The following is a 19,055-nucleotide window of genomic DNA, read 5'->3' as shown; positions in this document are numbered from 1 at the left end:
AGCGATCAGCCGCGGCCGAGCAGATGATCGACGAAATGCCCGAGCGTGCGGAACGCCGACTGGCGCATCGCCGCCTTGTCGACCGCCGACGGCAGCAGCGCGCGATCGAAGCCGAGCTTGGCAGCTTCCTTGAGCCGCAGCGGTGCGTGGGAAACCGGGCGCAACTCCCCCGACAAGGCGATCTCCCCGAAGGCTACCGCATCCGCGGGCACGGGGCGTTCGCTGAGCGCCGACACCAGCGCGGCGGCGACGGCGAGATCGGCGGCGGGGTCCTGGATGCGGTAGCCGCCCGCGATGTTGAGATAGACTTCGCAGGTCGAGAAGCTGAGCCCGCATCGCGCCTCCAGCACCGCAAGGATCATCGCAAGGCGCGCCGAATCCCACCCGACGACCGAGCGGCGGGGGGTCGCCCCGCTGGCCACGCGCACGACCAGCGCCTGAATTTCGACCAGCACCGGGCGCGTGCCCTCCAGCGCCGGGAACACGGTCGCGCCGGTCACGCCTTCATCACGCTGCGTGAGAAACAGCGCGGAAGGATTTGATACTTCTACAAGACCATCGCCCGCCATCGCGAACACCCCGATTTCGTCGGTGCCCCCGAAACGGTTCTTCAGACTGCGCAGGATGCGATATTGATGGCTGCGCTCACCCTCGAAGCTGAGCACGGTGTCTACCATATGTTCGAGCACGCGCGGGCCGGCGATCGTGCCGTCCTTGGTGACGTGGCCGACCAGCACCACCGCGGTGCCGCGCTCCTTGGCGAAGCGGATCAGTTCCTGCGCGGTGGCGCGCACCTGGCTGACGGTGCCGGGCGCTCCCTCGATCAGATCGGAGTGCATCGTCTGGATCGAGTCGATCACCAGCAATCGCGGCGGCGTGCCCTGCCCGATCGTGGTCAGGATGTCGCGTGTGGATGTTGCCGCCGCGAGCCTTACCGGTGCGTCGCCAAGCCCCAGTCGTTGTGCACGCAACCGGACCTGATCGGCCGCCTCCTCACCCGAGACATAGGCCACGTCATGCCCGGCGCGCGCCAGCGCCGCCGCCGCCTGCAGCAACAAGGTCGACTTGCCGATCCCCGGATCGCCGCCGATGAGCGTCGCCGAGCCAGCCACCAGACCGCCGCCCAGGGCGCGATCGAATTCGGCGATGCCGAACGGCAGACGATCGGGGAGCACCGCCTGCGCATCGAGCGCGGTCATCGCAATCATCCGCCCGCCGCCCTGCAGATTGTGCTTCGCCTGAAACGGCGTGGCGTTGAGCGGCGCCTCCTCCACCAGCGTGTTCCATTCCGAACAATCCGCGCATTGCCCCTGCCAGCGATGACTGACCGAGCCGCAGGATTGGCAGACAAATCTCTTTTGAACCTTCGCCATTGTTTGTCCCTAGCGCATCAGGAACGATCAGGGAACATCCCAAAGGTGAACAAGACGTTCATCGCAGGGCAAGGCGGATTGTTACAGATTCGGAACCCTGTTCGGGAACGACCGTTTGCTCCCGACCCAGATTTTTTGCCAACGAGTAAAGGAGTTCCTCGTGAAGCATTTCGCCGTTCTCGCCCTGGCTTCTGCCGCGCTGATCCCCGGTGCGGCCCTTGCACAGGCGGCCCCGGCCCAGGCACCGGCCGCCGCTCAGACCGCGCCGGCCGCGGGCGCTGCGGTCACCACCGGCGCGACCGTTTACGACACGTCCGGCGGCGTGGTCGGCACCGTCGAATCGACCGATGGCACCAATGCGGTCGTCAACACCGGCACCGTCAAGGCAGCGATCCCGCTGACGTCGCTCGGCAAGGGCGCACAGGGCCCGGTGCTGGCGATGACCAAGGCGCAGCTCGAGGCAGCCGCCGGCCAGCAGCAGGCGCAGGCGTCGGCCGAGTTCAAGTCGAAGCTGGTGCCGGGCGCGACCGTCTATGGCACCGGCGGCACGCAGCTTGGCACCATCAAGTCGGTCGATGCCAGCGGCGTGACGCTGACGACCGCCGATGGCGATGCGGTGCTGCCGGTCACCGGCTTTGGTCCGGGGCCGCAGGGCATCCTGCTCGGGATGACCGCCGCGCAACTGAAGGCGGCGATGTCGGCGGCGGCGCCGGCCGCCGGTGCGAGCGCGCCGACGGGCGCCACGGCTGATGCGACCACGCCGACCGCCGATACCGCGGCGGCGACGACCCAGACCGCAGCGCCGGCCAAGTCCAAGCGCAAGGCGCGGTGAGTTAGGAGGCGGCGGGGTTTCGGCTCCGCCGCTTTCTCGGCGAAACGCCGTCCGTGCGGTCAGGCACGGGCGGCGTTTCGTTTTTCGGGTGCGGGTGGAAGGATGACGCCGGTTGCTGAGGCGTCATTGCGAGCGTAGCGAAGCAATCCAGGGCCGGATCAGGACGCCCTGGATTGCTTCGCTACGCTCGCAATGACGGTGAAAGCGCGACCCCGGATTACGTCCGGGGCGACGTCCTCTTAGTCGGCGACGTAGCCTCAGGCGGCGACCGTCCGTGCCTCGAGTGCAGCGCGGATCGCGGCGATCGCGTCGGCGGCCTTGTCGCCATCGGGGCCACCGCCCTGCGCCATGTCGGGGCGACCACCGCCGCCCTGCCCGCCGAGCACGGCCACCGCCTGCCGCAGCAGATCGACCGCGCTGACCTCACCGGCCAGATCGGCGGTGACGCCGACCGCGATCGAGGCGCGGCCATCATTGACCGCGACCAGCGCCGCGACGCCTGAGCCGACGCGCGCCTTGGCATCGTCGACGGCGCCGCGCAGCCCCTTGGCCTCGAAGCCGTCGAGCACCTGACCGACGAAGCCGACCCCGCCGACCGTCTCCGGCCCGGCCGGCGCACCGCCGCTGCCGCCACCGAGCGCCAGCGCCTTCTTCGCCTCGGCGAGTTCACGCTCCAGCCGGCGACGATCCTCGACCAGCGCCGCGACGCGCGCCGGCACTTCGTCGGGCGAGGCCTTGAGCGTCGCCGCGGCTTCGCGCAGCTTCTCGTCGCGGGCGTTCAGCCATTGCCGCGCCGCCTCGCCGGTCAGCGCCTCGACGCGGCGCACGCCCGACGACACCGCGCTCTCACCGACGATCTTGAACACGCCGATGTCGCCGAGCGCGCGGACGTGGGTGCCGCCGCACAATTCGATCGAATAGGTCTTGCCGTCGTCCTCGCTGCCCATCGACACGACGCGCACCTCATCGCCGTACTTTTCACCGAACAGCGCCATCGCGCCCTCGGCGATCGCCTCGTCGGGAGTCATCAACCGCGTCTCGACGGTGCCGTTGCGGCGGATCTGCGCGTTGACCGCGCGCTCGGCCTCGGCGAGTTCCTCGGCGGTCATCGCGCTATTGTGCGAGACGTCGAAGCGCAGCCGCTCGGGCGCGACCAGCGAGCCCTTTTGCGCGACATGCGTGCCGATCTTCTGGCGCAGCGCCTCGTGCAGCAGGTGCGTCGCCGAGTGGTTGGCGCGGATCGCGGCGCGGCGTGCGACGTCGATCGCCAGCTTGACGGTGTCGCCGACCTTCAGTTCGCCCGAGGCGATCGTCGCATGGTGGACGAACAGCTTGCCGAGTTGCTTCGACGTCTCCGCAACATCGGCGCGCAAGCCACTGTCGCTGCTGATGATCCCGGCATCGCCGACCTGACCGCCGCTTTCACCGTAGAAGGGCGTTTGGTTGACGATCACGTCGACCCTGTCGCCGACGCCGGCATGATCGACGCGTGCGCCATCCTTGACCAACGCGAGCACCACGCCTTCGCCGACGTCACTGCTGTAGCCGGTGAATTCGGTCGCGCCGACTTCCTCGACCAGATCGAACCACAGATCGTCCGACGCCTTCGCGCCCGAGCCCTTCCACGCGGCGCGCGCGGCGCGCTTCTGTTCGGCCATCGCGGCGTCGAAACCGGCACGGTCGACCTTGAAGTCCTGCGCGCGCAAGGCATCTTCGGTCAGGTCGTAGGGGAAGCCGTAGGTGTCGTAGAGGCGGAAGGCGGTGTCGCCCGACAGCGTATCGCCCGGCTTCATCCCCGCGGCCGCATCGTCGAGCAGCCGCAGCCCCTTGTCGAGCGTCTGGCGGAAGCGCGTTTCCTCCTGCCGCAACGTCGCCTCGATCAGCGGCTGCGCACGGACCAGCTCGGGATAGGCCGCGCCCATCTCGGCGACCAGCGCCGGGACAAGCCGGTGCATCAACGGCTCCTTCGCACCCAGCAGATGCGCATGCCGCATCGCGCGACGCATGATCCGGCGCAGGACGTAGCCGCGCCCTTCGTTGGCGGGCAGCACGCCGTCGGCGACGAGGAAGCCCGAGCAGCGCAGGTGATCGGCGATGACGCGGTGGCTCGCCTGATTGTCGCCGATGGTGTGGGTGTGGGTCAGCGCGCCCGAGGCGGCGATCAGCGCCTTGAACGTGTCGGTATCGTAATTGTCGTGCACGCCCTGCAGCACCGCGGCGATCCGCTCCAGCCCCATGCCGGTGTCGATCGACGGACGCGGCAGGTCACCGACGATCGCATCGGCCTCCTGCACATGCTGCATGAACACGAGGTTCCATATCTCGACGAAGCGGTCGCCGTCCTCGTCCGGGCTGCCCGGGGGACCGCCGGGGATATGCTCGCCGTGGTCGTAGAAGATTTCCGAACACGGTCCGCACGGCCCGTCCGAACCCATTGCCCAGAAATTGTCCTTGGTGGGGATACGGATGATGCGATGGTCGGGAAGCCCGGCGATCTTCTTCCACAGATCGAACGCCTGATCGTCGGTGTGGAAGACGGTGGCGGTCAGCTTGTCGGCGGGCAGCCCCCATTCCTTGGTCAACAGCGTCCAGGCGTGGGTGATCGCCTGTTCCTTAAAATAGTCGCCGAAGCTGAAATTGCCCAGCATCTCGAAGAACGTGTGGTGACGCGCGGTGTAACCGACATTGTCGAGATCGTTGTGCTTGCCGCCGGCGCGGACGCATTTCTGCGACGAGGTGGCGGTGCTGTACGGGCGAGTTTCGAGCCCGGTGAAGACGTTCTTGAACGGCACCATCCCGGCATTGACGAACATCAGCGTCGGATCGTTCTGCGGCACCAGCGGCGCCGAAGGCACGATCTGGTGCCCGGCCGAGCCGAAATAGTCGAGGAACGAGCGGCGAATGTCGTTGGTAGCGGTCATGGCGCTCGACTTAATCCGCCAAGGCCGCGCTGCCTAGGCCCCCGGTGCGCGCAACGGTTCGTCGCGTGCGACCGCCGGCGCGATTGTCACCTTTACCTATGTATGCAAAGCCGCCCGCCGACGAATCGGGGGTAAGCTGAATGAAGCATTTACTGAAGCTTGCCGCGATCTGCGCGGCCACCATCGCGAACGGCGCATCGGCGGCGACGCTGATCCAGACCGATAGCGAACAGGGCGCGTTGCGCGGCTTCGACGGCTTCGACAGCCGGACGGGCACGCTGAATACGGTGACGCTGACGGTCGACCTCGCCAAGACGCGCGGCTGGGTGGTGAGCGCGCCGGCGGGCTCTGCCTCCGCGGCACCCCTGTCGTGGACGATCGCGGGTAATTGGCGGCTGGGATCGGACAATGCCGCGCTGGGCAATCCGCTGATCGCGCTTACCGGATCGGGCAGCAGCGTCGTGCCGCTCGACCGGAGCGACGGCACCAACGATTTCGGCTTCTTTCAGGTCACCGCTTTCGGCACCGCGACCTATCTGTTCGATCCGGCGCAGTTCGTGAACCGGCGCGTGACGTTCAACGGGTACGACCTGGGCCAGAACGTCGGCTCAGGCGATACCAGCTTCACCGGCGTGCCGATGGGCGGGACCGTCAATCAACTGCCGGGCGGGTGTGTCGTCGTCGGCGGTGCCCCCAGCGCGCCCGGCGAGGATTTCTGCGGTCAGGCGAACTACACGCTGACCTATGATTACACGCCCGCGGTGCCGGAGCCGGGGACGTGGGCGCTGATGATCGCCGGTTTCGCGACCACGGGGGCGGCGCTGCGCCGTCGCCGCCGGACGCTGGCGCCCGCCTGACGCTCAGACCGGGTGGTCGAGCGAGGCCGGCGGGGTGCTGAACCACGCCGGACCGCCTGCCGTCATGTGAAAGCAATCCTCGAGACGGACGCCGAACTTGCCGGGCAGATAAAGGCCCGGCTCGTCCGAGAAGCACATGCCGGCGGCCAGCGGCGTCATCTCGCCATGGACGAGGTTGACCGGTTCGTGCCCGTCCAGGCCGATGCCATGGCCGGTGCGATGCGACAGCCCGGGCAGGCGATAGCCGGGGCCGTAGCCGAGCTTCTGGTAATAGCCGCGCACGATGTCGTCGATCGATCCCGCCGCCGCGCCAATCCGCGCGCTGCGGAAGGCGAGCGCCTGCGCCGCCTTCACCTGCTCCCACACCGTGCGCTGCTCGGCGGTCGCCGTGCCGTGCACCCAGGTGCGCGACACGTCGGACTGATAGCCCTGTACGGTGCAGCCGCAGTCCATCAGCACGACCTGTCCGTCGGCGACGCGGATCACGTCGCGGCTGCCGTGCGGGAGCGCCGCGGCGGGGCCGATCAGCGCCAGCGCGAATTCGGGATCGCCGCCGAGCTTCCTGGTCGCCGCGTTCATCAGCGCACCGATCTGCGCGCCCGTCATCCCCGCCTCGACGCGCGGGTGGGTCCAGCGATAAGCGGCGATCGTCACGTCGGTGGCGAGTTGCATCAGCGCGATCTCGGCGGGCGTCTTGATCATCCGGGAGCCGCGCACGACCGGATTGGCGCTGACCAGCTTCGCGTCGGGCAGCGCCCGGGCGAGGCCGTCGAAGGCGAAGAAGCGCGCGCTTTCCTCGATCCCGATCGTCCGGCCCGTCAGCTTGCGGTCGCGCACGAAGCCGGCGACGACCTTCAGCGGGTCCTCATCCTCCTGCCAGACGCGCACCTCGGCGGGGATCGCCAGCGTCTGTCGGACCGACGGCTCCTCGAAAAAGGGGGTGACGATGCAAGGATCGCCCTCGACCGGGATCACCGCCGCGGTCAGCCGCTCGCTGCGGTGCCAGACGACGCCGGTGAAATAGATCAGGCTCGATCCCGGCTCGATCAGCACCGCGCCGATCCCGGAGGCCCGCATCAAGGCCTGCGCGCGCGCCAGCCGCGCGCGGCGCTCCGCCACCCCGATCGGCACGGCGCGCCCGGTCATGTCCGAAAGGCCGGCGAGATCGGGCTCGGCGGCGCGAACGATCGACGTGGCGAGCAACGCGGCGCCGCCGCCGAGCAGCGTCCGGCGGGAGGGGCGGAAGGAGGTGGGGAACATGGTTGCGAACGATACGGTGCTTGACCGCGCGACCGCAATCCCCTTCCCTATACGCACATACGGGAGCGATGAATGGCCAAGCGGCTGACCCTTTATATTCTTGCCGGGCTGGTACTCGGGCTGATCGTCGGGCTGGCGCTCAACACCTGGCTCGACGACGGCAGCGCTGCCGCACAGGCGCGCACGACCGAGATCGCGGGCTATTTCTCGATCCTGACCAGCATCTTCCTGCGGCTGATCAAGATGATCATCGCGCCGCTCGTCTTTGCGACCTTGGTGTCGGGGATCGCGCAGATGGGCGATACCGCCGCGCTCGGCCGGATCGGCGCGCGCAGCCTCGCGTGGTTCATCACCGCCAGCCTGTTGTCGCTGACGCTGGGGCTGGTGATGGTCAATCTGCTCCAGCCCGGCGTCGGGATCGGGCTGGCGCTGCCGCCCGCCGGCCAGTCGAGCGGGCTGGAGACCGCCGCGTTCAACCTGAAGGACTTCTTCACGCATATCGTCCCCGCCTCGATGGTCGATGCGATGGCGAAGAACGAGATCCTGCAGATCGTGGTCATGTCGGTGTTCGTCGGCGTCGCGATCACCGCGGTCGGTGAGAAGGCCGCGCCGCTGGTCAAGGCGATCGACGCGCTGGTGCACGTCATGTTGCAGGTCACCGACTACGTGATGCGCGTGGCGCCGGTCGCGGTGTTCGCGGCGGTGGCGGGGACACTGACCGAACGCGGGCCGGCGGTGATCGGGCAGCTCGCCTACTTCATGGGCAGCTTCTACCTGACGCTGCTGGTGCTGTGGGCGGTGCTGCTGGGGATCGGCTTCCTGTTCATCGGTTCGCGCATCCGCGAGCTGATCCGCTATGTGCGCGAGCCGTTGCTGGTGGCCTTCTCGACCGCGTCGTCGGAAGCGGCGTACCCGCGGATGCTGGAGGCGCTCGACCGGTTCGGGGTGCCGCCGCGGATCGCCAGCTTCGTGCTGCCGCTCGGCTATTCGTTCAACCTCGACGGGTCGATGATCTACATGACCTTCGCGTCGATCTTCATCGCGCAGGCCTACGGCATCGACATGTCGCTGGGGCAGATGGTGACGATGCTGCTGGTGCTGATGGTGACGTCGAAGGGGATCGCGGGCGTGCCGCGCGCCAGCCTCGTCGTGATCGCGGCGACGCTGCCGATGTTCAACCTGCCCGAGGCGGGGCTGTTGCTGGTGCTGGCGATCGACCATTTCCTCGACATGGGGCGCACCGCGACCAACGTGATCGGCAATGCCGTGGCGAGCGCGGTGATCGCGAAATGGGAGGGCGGGCTCGACCCGCGCGAGTCACCGGTGATCGCCGGGGCAACGGCGCCTTCGGGCGATGGGCCGACGCGGGAGGTGGAGAGTTTCCGCGAAGTTTGAGGGTCGAGCGCGGCCGCGAAGAAGAAGAAGGGTTGTTCACGCAGAGGCGCGGAGGCGCAGAGAGGCCGCGCGGCAGGCCGTCGTCCGGGTCACCATCGGCGGCTCCCGCATTGCAAGGGTCGAGATTGACGCTTCGCGTCGTACAACCACAACCTCTCTGCGCCTCCGCGCCTCCGCGCGAACAATCCTTCCTCATTTCTCCATCCTAGCCCCACTCAATTCCGTGGCGGTTACCGCCGGTACCTCAGCGCCTCCGCGAGATGAATCCGACCGACCGTGTCGCCCCAGCAAGATCGGCGATCGTACGCGCCACGTGCAGCATGTTTACACAGGTGAGCAACGGCGGCGACCGGTGATAGCGGATTTTCGATCGTTAACCGAACTGCCTTTCCATCAACATGCGCTGGTTTCCGCGACAGCCGATTCGCACAAGCCTTCGCGGCCACCTTCTCTCGGGCTTGCTCATGGCATTGACGCGCCACGCCTCAAACGCTTCGAAGAAGGACTGTAGAAGTTCGCCGAGCGTCGCGTCGCCAATTGGATCCGCGAGAGTCAGCAGTCTATCGGCCCCAGTCCCCGCATTATTGTCAACCACCCACTCCAATACCGTCTTTTCTCCCTGCGATGGTGGCCCATCGATGGGGAGAATGTCACGCTGGTTCTCGCGCACCCATACCGTCTGAACGGGCTCGCCGCCGAAGTCGATGTCGAGGAAAGTGCCGTAGCGATCTCCTCGCCGGGAGATCGTGTAGCGACCATCAGAGGAGGCGCCGACAGCGCTTTCGGGATCATAGCTAAAATGCATGATGAAACGTGCGCCTTACCATTATGGTCTGCAAGTGAGCGGAAGCCACCTTCAGTTCGCTGGAGGTCGGCGTCGATAGCTCAGAGCCTCTGCGACATGAGTTCGCGTAACCAGCTCGGAACCGGCCAGATCTGCGATCGTCCGGCTGACCCGCAGGATGCGCGTGTAGCCGCGCGCCGACAGCTTCATGGCCACCGCCGCCTGCGCCAATAATTCGCGCCCCGCGGCGTCGGGTGCGGCGAAGCGTTCGAGGCTTTCGCCATCAAGCTCGGCGTTCGTGCGCAGGCCACTCTCCGCCAGTCGCGCAACCTGTAGCGCGCGCGCCGTCGCCACGCGGGCCGCGACTTCCGCCGAGCCCTCGGTGGGCGGCGGCAGGGTCAGGTCGACCGCGCTGACCGCGGCGACCTCGACGTGCAGGTCGATCCGGTCGAGCAGCGGGCCGGAGACCTTCGCCTGATAGTCGGCCGCGCATTTCGGGGCGCGCGCGCACGCCAGCGACGCGTCGCCGAGGTGACCGCAGCGGCACGGGTTCATCGCCGCGATCAACTGGACGCGCGCCGGATAGGTGACGTGGGCATTGGCGCGCGCGACGCTGACGGTGCCGCTTTCCAGCGGCTGGCGGAGTGAGTCGAGGACCGCGCGCTGGAACTCGGGCAGCTCGTCGAGGAACAGCACGCCGTGGTGTGCGAGGCTGACCTCGCCGGGCTTCACCTTCAGCCCGCCGCCGGTCAGCGCCGCCATGCTGGCGGAGTGATGCGGCGCGCGGAACGGGCGGGTGCGGGTCAGCGTGCCGCCCGGCAGCGTGCCGGCGACCGACTGGACCATCGACACTTCCAGCGCCTCGGCCGGGTCGAGCGGGGGCAGGATGCCGGGCAGGCACGCCGCCATCAGCGACTTGCCCGCGCCCGGCGGCCCGACGAACAGCAAATTGTGTGCGCCGGCCGCGGCGATTTCCAAGGCGCGCTTGGCGACCTCCTGCCCCTTCACTTGGCGCAGGTCGGGGCCGGTGCGCGTCTCCTGCACGTCGCCGGGCTGCGGCAGGGCGAGCAGGCCGTGACCTTTCAGATGGTTGAGCAGCGCGAGCAGATCGGGGGCGGCAATCACCTCGATGCCGCCGCTCCATGCGGCCTCGCTGCCCTGCGCGGCGGGGCAGATCAGCCCCCTGCCCGTCTCGGCGGCGTGGAGCGCGGCGAGCAGGACGCCCGGCGACGGCGCAAGCCGCCCGTCGAGACCCAGTTCGCCGACGACCACATAGTCGGCCAACGCCTCGGCATCGACCACGCCCATCGCGGCGAGCAGCCCGAGCGCGATCGGCAGGTCGAAATGCGAGCCTTCCTTGGGCAGATCGGCGGGCGACAGGTTCACCGCGATCCGTTTGGGAGGCAACGACAAGCCCATCGCCGCGATCGCGCCGCGCACCCGCTCGCGGCTTTCGCCGACCGCCTTGTCGGCCAGCCCCACGACGTTGAAGGCGGGCAGCCCGGGGATGAGCTGCACCTGCACCTCGACGCTGCGCGCCTCCAGCCCCAGATAGGCTACCGTCGATACGATCGCGACCATGTTCCCCCCGTCCCCGCGCGCCTCATAGCGGCTTTGCGGCGCGGCGAAATGGCCCCGCAGTGCCTTGCAACTACAACACACCCGCGCCACATGCCCCATCATGACCCGCCGCCATCCGGCCCTGCGATATGCGCAATTGCTGCTCGGCGGGCTGTTGCTGTTACTCGCGGCGGTGATCGCGCCGTTGCCGGGGCCGGGCGGCGTGTTCCCGATGGCGGCCGGGCTGGTGCTGATCCTGCGCAACTCGCCGCGCAGCCGGCTGTGGTTCGCCCGCGCCAAGCGCCGCTGGCCGCGAATCGGCGCGATGGTGGATGTGGCGCTTCGTCGGCGCAGCGCCTTGCGGCGGCGCGCGCGCGATCGTGCGGCGGCGCGTTGACTTTGGCGGCAGCCTCCCCTAACGGCGTCCTTCTTTCGGGCCGTCCGCTTGGGCGGCCCTTCGACATTCGATTTCGGGACATGAACGATGAAGCGGACCTTTCAGCCGAGCAATCTGGTGCGCGCCCGCCGTCACGGCTTCCGCGCGCGGATGGCCACGGTCGGCGGCCGGGCGGTGATCCGGGCGCGTCGCGCGCGCGGTCGCAAGAAGCTGTCGGCGTAAGCACGACCGATCCCCGCCCGCCCGTGGCTTCGGCCGCGGTCGGGCGGATGACCAGACGGCCGGATTATCTGGCCGCGAACGCCGGGCGTCGGGTGCCGATGCCCGGCTTCGTGCTTCTGGTGCACCCGCGTGGCGACGAGGACGGGTCGATGCGGATCGGCATCACCGTCACCAAGAAGGTCGGCAATGCGGTGGTGCGCAATCGCATCAAGCGGCGCTTCCGCGCGCTGGCGCGCGAGATCCTGCCCGAACATGGCTGGCCCGGCGCCGATCACGTGCTGATCGGGCGCGAGGCGGCGCTCACTTCCGACTATGCGGACTTGCGCGCGCATCTGGCCAAGGCGCTGGCGAAGAGCCGCAGCGTCTCGCCGGGCGGCAACCGGTCTCGGCCAAAGCGGTGATCGCACGCGTGCTGATCCTGCTCGCGCGCGGGTGGCAGCTGGGGCCGTCGGTCCTGCTGCCGCCCTCGTGCCGGTTTCAGCCGTCATGTTCAGCCTATGCAATCGAGGCGCTTCGCCGCTATGGCGCGGGCAAAGGTAGTTGGCTGGCAATACGCCGGATTGCGCGGTGCCATCCCTGGGGCGGGCACGGGCACGATCCGGTGCCATAAGGAAAGCGTGGGACGCTGGTGAAGGACGAGAGCAAGAACTTCGTGCTGTTCGCGGTGATCGCGGCGCTGATCCTGTTCGGATGGCCGCTGATCCAGAGCCGCGTCTTCCCGACGGCGAACCCGCCCGCCACCAAGATGGTCGATGGCAAGAACAAGCCGCTGCCCAATCCCGCCGCGGACCCGACCGCCGATTCGCCCGTCGCGATCCGCGATCGCCAGGTGGTGCTGGCGGAAAGCCCGCGCGTCCGGATCGACACGCCCGCGCTGAAGGGCTCGATCAACCTGAAGGGCGCGCGGATCGATGATCTGGTGCTGACCCGCTACAAGGTATCGGTCGCGAAGGATTCGCCGCCTATCCGGCTGTTCTCGCCCGCGGGCACGCAGGATGCCTATTTCGCCGGCTTCGGCTGGCGCGCCGACGGGCTGACCCCGCCCGCGTCTGACGCGGTGTGGACCGCCTCGTCCCCGGTGCTGACCCCGGGCAAGCCGGTGACGCTGACCGCCAGCAACCCGCAGGGGCAGCGCTTCGCGATCGAGATCGCGGTCGACAACGATTATCTGTTCACCGTCAAGCAGACCGTCGCCAATGGCGGCGGCGCGGCGGTGCCGGTCGCCGCCTACGGCCTCGTCAGCCGCGTCGGCGTCTCCAAGGACCCGGACAGCTGGACGATCCACACCGGGCCGATGTCGGTCAACAACGGCGCGGCGCATTACAATCCGAACTTCAAGGACGTCGACAAGGAGCCGACGCGCTTCACGACGACCGGCGGCTGGCTGGGCTTCACCGACAAATATTGGCTGGCGGCGCTCGTCCCCGATCAGGGCCGCGCGTTCGACGGGCAGTTCCGTGCCGGGGCGAACCACGCCTATCAGGCTGATTTCACCACCGCGCCGCAGCTGCTGCCGCCGGGTCGCCAGCTGACGCAGACCGCCAAGCTGTTCGCGGGCGCCAAGGAAGTGAAGCTGCTCGACCGCTACACCGACACCGGCGCGGTGACGAAGCTCGACTATGCGATCGACTGGGGCTGGTTCCGCTTGGTCGAGAAGCCGATCTTCTATTATCTCGACTGGCTGTTCCACATCGTCGGCAATTTCGGCGTCGCGATCATCATCCTGACGCTGACGATCCGCCTGCTGGTCTTCCCGATCGCGCAGCGCCAGTTCGCGAGCATGGCGGCGATGCGCGCGCTCCAGCCGAAGATGAAGGCGATCCAGGAGCGCTTCAAGGACGACAAGCAGCGTCAGCAGCAGGAGATCATGGCGCTGTACAAGTCGGAGAAGGTCAACCCGCTCGCCGGCTGCGTCCCGTCGCTGATCCAAATTCCGATCTTTTATGCGCTCTACAAGGCGCTGATGCTGACGATCGAGATGCGTCACCAGCATTTCGCACTGTGGATCAAGGATCTGTCCGCACCCGATCCCGCCACGATCCTGAACCTGTTCGGCTATATTCCGATCACGCTGCCGCACTTCCTCGCGATCGGCGTGGTGCCGGTGCTGCTGGGCATTTCGATGTTCTTCCAGTTCCGCCTCAACCCGACGCAGATGGACCCGGCGCAGCAGCAGGTGTTCGCGATCCTGCCGTGGGTGCTGATGTTCGTGATGGCGCCGTTCGCGGTCGGGCTGCAGATCTACTGGATCACCACCAACTGCATCTCGATCCTGCAGCAGAAGTGGCTCTACAGCCGCCATCCGCAGCTGAAGAACGCACCCGCCAAGTGACCGACATCAATCCCAGTTTCGACGAGGAGGCGATCGAGGCGGCGCGCAAGCGCTTCGCCGGGCCGATCGAGTTCCTGAAGTCGGCGCCTGCGCTGAACTTCCTGCCGGCGGACGAGGTGCCGGAGGTGGCGTTCGCGGGGCGGTCGAACGTCGGCAAGTCGTCGCTGCTCAACGCGCTGACCGGGCGCAAGGCGCTGGCGCGTACTTCGGTGACGCCCGGACGGACGCAGGAGCTGAACTTCTTCGACGTCGGTGATCCGCTCGCGTTCCGGCTGGTCGACATGCCGGGCTATGGGTTCGCGAAGGCGCCCAAGGACATCGTCAAGAAGTGGCGGTTCCTGGTGAACGACTATCTGCGTGGGCGGCAGGTGCTGAAGCGCGCACTGGTGCTGATCGACAGCCGCCACGGGATCAAGGACGTCGACCGCGAGATCCTCGAGATGCTCGATCGCGCTGCCGTCAGTTACCGACTGGTGATGACCAAGGCCGACAAGGTGAAGGCCAGCGATCTGGCGATGACCGTCGCCGCGACCGAGGCGGAGGCGCGCAAGCGTGCCGCCGCGCATCCGGGGATTATCGTCACCTCCAGCGAGGGCGGCATGGGGATTGCCGAACTGCGCGCCGCCGTTGTCGAGGCGATCGGCTGAGCCTTCCCTACCGTCATCCCGGACTTGATCCGGGATCCCGCTATTGCGACCAGCAAGGATAAGCGGCGCCCCGGATCAAGTCCGGGGCGACGACAGGGTGGTGGCGGCTTCTTACCAGATCGAGGCGCGGCGGGCGGTGCGGGCGGCTTCGATCTGTTGACGGAGCACTTCCGAGCGGGTCGGGGCCGGCGCGTTCGCCGCAAACACGAAGGTCGGCGCCTGGACGAACGCGGGCGTGGTGGCGCTCAGCGCCGCGTCGGTCGGGGAAAAGCTGACCATGACAATGCTCCTTCGTTGACGATCCTTCTCTTGGAAGCCGTTGTACCGACGGGTGACTGACAGCCGATGGACGAGGGCGGTTAACACGGCGGTCGCCAAAATCCGGTGCGGCGTTGCCCTGCGCGGCTTTGCCCCCTACTCCGGGGCGCATGAAGCTCATCATCGGCAACAAGGCCTATTCCTCCTGGTCGCTGCGCGGCTGGCTCGCGTGCCGGCAATCCGGGATCACCTTCGAGGAAGTGGTCGTCCCGCTCTACGACGACGAATGGGATCGCCGTCGCGAGGGTGACGAATTCGCGCCGTCGTCGGGCAAGGTGCCGATCCTGTGGGATGGCGACGCCGTGGTGTGGGACAGTCTGGCGATCGTCGACTATCTCGCCGATAAGGTCGGGCGCGACCTGTTCTGGCCGGCAGACGAGGCGGCGCGCGCGATGGCGCGGTCGATGGCGGCGGAGATGCACTCCAGCTTCGCCGCGCTGCGCCGCAAGCATACGATGAACGTCCGGCAGGTCTATCCCCCGATGACTCCCGACGACGACGTGCGGGCGGACCTGACGCGGATCTTCGAGTTGTGGGCGCAGGCGCGCGCGCGCTTCGGCAGCGGCGGCGAGTTCCTGTTCGGGGAATTCGGCGCGGCGGACATCATGTTCGCGCCGGTCTGCACGCGGATCGCGACCTACTCGCTTCCGACCCCGCGCTTCGCCGCCGCCTATGTGATGGCGGTGCTCCAGCATCCGTTCATGCAGGACTGGATCGCGGGTGCGCAGGAAGAGGAATGGGTGATCGAGAAGTTCGAACAGCCCGTCACCTGATGTCAGTCGCTTGCGTAGCCGGTGTCGGGCGACCAGCGCATCGCGATATCGGGATAGTGAACGGGCGAGCGTTCGGGCAGGCTGACCGCGAACAGCACGCACGGCGCATCGCCGTCGTTGCGAAGGTGATGCGCGTTGCCGTCACCCTTGCGGAACACCGCGACCTCCCCGGCGTGCATCGGATGCGCGCCGTCGTCGTCGACCAGCGTCGCGGTGCCGGACAGCACGACGACGATCTCGTCCTCGCCCTCGTGCCAATGCCGCTGCGACGACCAGCCGCCGGGCGGGATGGTGACATGCGTGGCGACGAAATCCTCGAGTCCCCCCGCCGCCGCCAGATCGCGCACCAGCCGGCCAGATGCCGCGGCGGCGAATGGCGGCGGATAGTCGCTGCCAACGGCCGGCGGCACGGCGGCGATGTCCAGTTTCGGCATAGGGAGCCCTCCTGTTGATCGATGTCGTTCAACTCGCCAGCCTGTTGATCGGTGCCGAAAGCGTCACCCCGGCGCGGGGGCCGGTGTTCGACGTGCTGGAGGCAGCGCTGGTGCCGCTCGGCTTCGCGGTCGAGCGGCGGGTCAGTGGCGAGACCCCAGACGGACCGGTCGAAAATCTACTCGCCACGCGCGGCACGAGCGGTCCGCATCTCGCCTTTGCCGGCCATGTCGATGTCGTGCCGCCGGGTGACGGATGGCGCGCTGACGCCTTTACGCCGCAATTGCGGGACGGTTTGCTGGTCGGGCGCGGTGCGGTCGATATGAAGGGCGCGGTCGCGGCGTTCATCGCTGCGGCGGCGCGCATACCCGTCGACGCGGGGCGGCTGACGCTCATCATCACCGGCGACGAGGAAGGTCCGGCGACCTTCGGCACCGTCTCGCTGATCGAGCGGATGCGCGAGCGTGGCGTGCTGCCCGACCTGTGCGTGGTGGGAGAGCCGACGTCGGTCGCGGCGCTGGGCGACATGGTGAAGATCGGGCGGCGCGGATCGATCAACATCTGGATCGAAGTGCCGGGCCGGCAGGGGCATGTCGCCTACCCGCATCTCGCCGACAATCCGATCCCGCGGCTGGTGGCGATCCTCGCCGAGCTGGACGCCTTGGTGCTGGACGACGGAAGCGACTGGTTCCAGCCGTCGAATCTCGAGATCACCGATGTCACGGTCGGCAATCCGGCGACCAACGTCATCCCGGCACGCGCGACGGCGCGGATCAGTATCCGCTTCAACGATCTCCAGCGCGGGCAGGAGCTGGCCGAGCGGGTCGCGGCGATCGCGCGCCGCCATGCGCCCGAGGCGATCGTCACGCCGCGGATTTCAGGCGAGGCGTTCCTGACCGAGCCCGGTACGCTGTCGGCAATGGTGTCGGCGGCGGTGCTCGAGGTGACCGGGCGGACGCCGGAGTTGTCGACCACCGGCGGCACCTCCGACGCGCGCTTCCTGCGGGCGCTCTGTCCGGTGGTCGAGTTCGGGCTGCTCAACGCGACGATGCACAAGGCCGACGAAGCCGTGTCGATCGCCGACCTCGAACAACTGACCACGATCTACGAACGAATCATCCAGCGCGCCTTTTCAGCGCCGGCGGCGTAGCACCACATAGAGCGCCCCTGCCCCGCCGTGGCGGGGGTGCGCGCCGCGCACGGCGGCGATCGCGCCGGCATAGGCGGACAAGCGCAGCCAGTCGGGGATCGCGGCGCGGATGGCACCGCGCGCGTGCGGGCGCTGGCTTTCGGGGCGCGGCGGCTTGCCGGTGACGAGCAGGATCACGCGGTCGCCGCGCGAGACCGCCTGCCCCAATCCCATCTCCAAGGCCGCATGAGCGCTGGCCAGCGTATGGCCGTGCAGGTCGATCGTCCGGTCCGGGGCCACGACCCCGCCCGCGAGCCGCCGGTCCCAACCACCGTCGAGCGTGTGCCCGGGTTCGCGGCGTGCGTGCGACGGAGGAGGCGTGGGAAGGCTCGGCGCCGTCATCCCCTTCATCGGTGCGGGCAGCGGAAGCCGCTCGGGCGACGGTGCGGCGACCTTGCGCCCCGGCATGGCGCGCACGGTCGCGCGCACCCGCGCCCACAGCGCCTCCTCGTCAGGGCCGAGGCGTCGCGCCGCCACTCGCCGCCTGCCCTGCCCGCCAGCGCGCATAGCTGCCGCGCGGCAGCAGTACGAAGGCGGTGCCGCGCGCACTCATCCCGCCGGCGATCGCGCGCGCTTCCTCGCCCGCGCCCCAGAAGGTGTCGAAGCGGTTGCTGCCCTTGATCGCGCCGCCGGTGTCCTGCGCGATCCAGATGCCATTGGCGTCGGTGCGGTCCATCGACAGGAGCACCGGCGCGCCGAGCGGCACGAACTTCGGGTCGGCGGCAACGGTCGCACCACCACTGACCGGAAGGCCGAGCGCGCCTTGCGGGGCGCCGGTCAGTTCGCGGAAGAAGACGTAGCTCTTGTTCTCGCGCATGATCGCGCGGCCCTCGTCGGGATGCGCGTGGAGCCACGCGACGATCCCCTGCATCGACGACTGGCCGGGGCCGAGCAGCCCGCGGCTTTTCATCAGCGCGCCGATGCCGGTGTAATCGCGCCCGTTCTGCGTGTCATAGCCGATGCGCAACACGCCGCCCTCGTCGAGACGGATGAAGCCCGAGCCCTGCACCTGCAGGAAGAACAGCTCGACCGGATCGGCGGCATAGCCGAGGATCGGTGCACGGCCGTTGAGCGCCCCCTCCTCGATCGCGGTGCGGTCGAAATACGGGACCAGCGCCATGCCGTCGACGCGCCCGCGGATCTTCTTGCCGGTCCAGGTCGGCGAGAAAGCGCCGAGGTCGACCTCGATCAGGTCGTTGGGTCGCCCGTAGATCGGCGCATAGCCGGCGCGCGGCCGGCGCGAGCCGGCGATTTCGGGAATGTAATAGCCGGTGGCGAAGGCACGCCCGTCGCCGACCTGCACCGCCTCGAACCAGCGTTGGAAGAATGCCGCCGCGGCGGACGGATCGGTGCGCGCCGCTTCGGTGCAGGCGGCCTGCCAGTCGCTGCCGATCGTCATCCCCGACGTGTCGGTGCGGCGCACGAGGCTGGGGCACGAGATGCGGAATGCGGCGAGCGCAGCGCTCGCCTGTGCGGGATCGAGCGGAACAGTTACCAGATCGATCGCCGGGGTGAGCCCCGCCATCGCCGCGCTGGTGGCACCCGGTACGACATTGGCGGCGATTGGAGGCAGCGGCACCGATGCGACCGGCTGGCGCACCGGCAGCGGCCGGGAAGGCAGAGTCGTCGGCACCGGCCGCGCCGCTACCGGGCGCGCGGCCGGTGATGGCGGCACCGAACGTCCGCCCGGCCCGACGCAGCCGGCCATCAGAAGGGCGCCCGCCACCGCGAGCGTCGCTTTGCTCCGCAACCCCCTACCCCCT

General features: G+C 68.5%; 20 protein-coding genes. 11 read left to right on the top strand and 9 right to left on the bottom strand.

Annotated elements, in window-relative coordinates:
- Nucleotides 1-5: 5 nt before the first annotated feature.
- Nucleotides 6-1,373 (bottom strand): DNA repair protein RadA, encoded by a 1,368-nt coding sequence (gene radA / locus PGN16_RS04900; RefSeq protein ID WP_335308267.1) that lies wholly within the window; start codon nucleotides 1,371-1,373, stop codon nucleotides 6-8.
- Between the two features lie 160 nt (nucleotides 1,374-1,533).
- Here radA and PGN16_RS04895 point away from each other — a divergent pair, with 160 nt between their 5' ends.
- Nucleotides 1,534-2,205 (top strand): hypothetical protein, encoded by a 672-nt coding sequence (locus PGN16_RS04895; RefSeq protein WP_335308266.1) that lies wholly within the window; start codon nucleotides 1,534-1,536, stop codon nucleotides 2,203-2,205.
- Nucleotides 2,206-2,462: 257 nt separating this feature from the next.
- Here PGN16_RS04895 and alaS read toward each other — a convergent pair whose 3' ends face one another.
- Nucleotides 2,463-5,126 (bottom strand): alanine--tRNA ligase, encoded by a 2,664-nt coding sequence (gene alaS, locus PGN16_RS04890; protein ID WP_335308265.1) that lies wholly within the window; start codon nucleotides 5,124-5,126, stop codon nucleotides 2,463-2,465.
- Nucleotides 5,127-5,266: 140 nt separating this feature from the next.
- On the opposite strand from alaS, the gene PGN16_RS04885 reads away from it, so the two are divergent.
- A complete protein-coding gene (locus PGN16_RS04885) occupies nucleotides 5,267-5,983 on the top strand; it encodes a choice-of-anchor E domain-containing protein (protein ID WP_335308264.1) in 717 nt (238 codons plus the stop codon).
- 3 nt (nucleotides 5,984-5,986) lie between these two features.
- Here PGN16_RS04885 and PGN16_RS04880 read toward each other — a convergent pair whose 3' ends face one another.
- Nucleotides 5,987-7,243 (bottom strand): M24 family metallopeptidase, encoded by a 1,257-nt coding sequence (locus PGN16_RS04880; protein WP_335308263.1) that lies wholly within the window; start codon nucleotides 7,241-7,243, stop codon nucleotides 5,987-5,989.
- Between the two features lie 72 nt (nucleotides 7,244-7,315).
- Here PGN16_RS04880 and PGN16_RS04875 point away from each other — a divergent pair, with 72 nt between their 5' ends.
- Nucleotides 7,316-8,638, top strand: coding sequence for a dicarboxylate/amino acid:cation symporter (locus PGN16_RS04875; protein ID WP_335308262.1), 1,323 nt, complete (start codon nucleotides 7,316-7,318; stop codon nucleotides 8,636-8,638).
- A gap of 373 nt (nucleotides 8,639-9,011) precedes the next feature.
- On the opposite strand, the gene PGN16_RS04870 is transcribed toward PGN16_RS04875, so the two are convergent.
- Nucleotides 9,012-9,443: a hypothetical protein gene (locus tag PGN16_RS04870; RefSeq protein WP_335308261.1), complete on the bottom strand. Its 432-nt coding sequence runs from the start codon at nucleotides 9,441-9,443 to the stop codon at nucleotides 9,012-9,014.
- A gap of 51 nt (nucleotides 9,444-9,494) precedes the next feature.
- Nucleotides 9,495-11,003: a YifB family Mg chelatase-like AAA ATPase gene (locus PGN16_RS04865; RefSeq protein ID WP_335308260.1), complete on the bottom strand. Its 1,509-nt coding sequence runs from the start codon at nucleotides 11,001-11,003 to the stop codon at nucleotides 9,495-9,497.
- 100 nt (nucleotides 11,004-11,103) lie between these two features.
- Here PGN16_RS04865 and PGN16_RS04860 point away from each other — a divergent pair, with 100 nt between their 5' ends.
- The 6 genes from PGN16_RS04860 (at nucleotide 11,104) to yihA (ending at nucleotide 14,580) form a co-directional block, all read left to right on the top strand.
- A complete protein-coding gene (locus PGN16_RS04860; RefSeq protein WP_335308259.1) occupies nucleotides 11,104-11,379 on the top strand; it encodes a hypothetical protein in 276 nt (91 codons plus the stop codon).
- 87 nt (nucleotides 11,380-11,466) lie between these two features.
- On the top strand, nucleotides 11,467-11,601 hold the full coding sequence (gene rpmH, locus PGN16_RS04855) for a 50S ribosomal protein L34 (protein ID WP_028056723.1): 135 nt from the start codon (nucleotides 11,467-11,469) through the stop codon (nucleotides 11,599-11,601).
- A 47-nt stretch (nucleotides 11,602-11,648) separates the two neighbouring features.
- A complete protein-coding gene (gene rnpA / locus PGN16_RS04850; RefSeq protein ID WP_335308258.1) occupies nucleotides 11,649-12,002 on the top strand; it encodes a ribonuclease P protein component in 354 nt (117 codons plus the stop codon).
- Complete coding sequence (yidD, locus tag PGN16_RS04845; RefSeq protein WP_184032497.1) at nucleotides 11,999-12,211, top strand: membrane protein insertion efficiency factor YidD; 213 nt, start codon at nucleotides 11,999-12,001, stop codon at nucleotides 12,209-12,211. The genes rnpA and yidD overlap by 4 nt, the downstream gene beginning before the upstream one ends.
- A gap of 18 nt (nucleotides 12,212-12,229) precedes the next feature.
- Nucleotides 12,230-13,933, top strand: a complete 1,704-nt coding sequence (yidC, locus tag PGN16_RS04840; RefSeq protein WP_335308257.1) for a membrane protein insertase YidC — start codon at nucleotides 12,230-12,232, stop codon at nucleotides 13,931-13,933.
- Nucleotides 13,930-14,580, top strand: a complete 651-nt coding sequence (gene yihA, locus PGN16_RS04835) for a ribosome biogenesis GTP-binding protein YihA/YsxC (RefSeq protein WP_335308256.1) — start codon at nucleotides 13,930-13,932, stop codon at nucleotides 14,578-14,580. The genes yidC and yihA overlap by 4 nt, the downstream gene beginning before the upstream one ends.
- A 111-nt stretch (nucleotides 14,581-14,691) precedes the next feature.
- On the opposite strand, the gene PGN16_RS04830 is transcribed toward yihA, so the two are convergent.
- On the bottom strand, nucleotides 14,692-14,859 hold the full coding sequence (locus PGN16_RS04830; RefSeq protein WP_335308255.1) for a hypothetical protein: 168 nt from the start codon (nucleotides 14,857-14,859) through the stop codon (nucleotides 14,692-14,694).
- Nucleotides 14,860-15,008: 149 nt separating this feature from the next.
- On the opposite strand from PGN16_RS04830, the gene PGN16_RS04825 reads away from it, so the two are divergent.
- Entirely contained in the window at nucleotides 15,009-15,671 is a 663-nt protein-coding gene (locus tag PGN16_RS04825; RefSeq protein WP_335308254.1) for a glutathione S-transferase family protein, read from the top strand.
- Between the two features lie 2 nt (nucleotides 15,672-15,673).
- On the opposite strand, the gene PGN16_RS04820 is transcribed toward PGN16_RS04825, so the two are convergent.
- Nucleotides 15,674-16,105 (bottom strand): cupin domain-containing protein, encoded by a 432-nt coding sequence (locus PGN16_RS04820; protein ID WP_335308253.1) that lies wholly within the window; start codon nucleotides 16,103-16,105, stop codon nucleotides 15,674-15,676.
- 14 nt (nucleotides 16,106-16,119) lie between these two features.
- On the opposite strand from PGN16_RS04820, the gene dapE reads away from it, so the two are divergent.
- Nucleotides 16,120-17,253 (top strand): succinyl-diaminopimelate desuccinylase, encoded by a 1,134-nt coding sequence (gene dapE / locus PGN16_RS04815; RefSeq protein ID WP_335308252.1) that lies wholly within the window; start codon nucleotides 16,120-16,122, stop codon nucleotides 17,251-17,253.
- On the opposite strand, the gene PGN16_RS04810 is transcribed toward dapE, so the two are convergent.
- On the bottom strand, nucleotides 17,236-17,769 hold the full coding sequence (locus PGN16_RS04810) for a Smr/MutS family protein (RefSeq protein ID WP_335308251.1): 534 nt from the start codon (nucleotides 17,767-17,769) through the stop codon (nucleotides 17,236-17,238). The genes dapE and PGN16_RS04810 overlap by 18 nt on opposite strands.
- Entirely contained in the window at nucleotides 17,744-19,000 is a 1,257-nt protein-coding gene (mltA, locus tag PGN16_RS04805) for a murein transglycosylase A (protein ID WP_335308390.1), read from the bottom strand. The genes PGN16_RS04810 and mltA overlap by 26 nt, the downstream gene beginning before the upstream one ends.
- Between the last annotated feature and the right edge of the window lie 55 nt (nucleotides 19,001-19,055).

Origin of the sequence: Sphingomonas phyllosphaerae (assembly GCF_036946485.1) — a bacterium.
Classification (GTDB): domain Bacteria; phylum Pseudomonadota; class Alphaproteobacteria; order Sphingomonadales; family Sphingomonadaceae; genus Sphingomonas; species Sphingomonas phyllosphaerae_E.
Note: the sequence above shows the minus strand (reverse complement) of the source record. Positions and strands in the feature narration are given on the sequence as shown.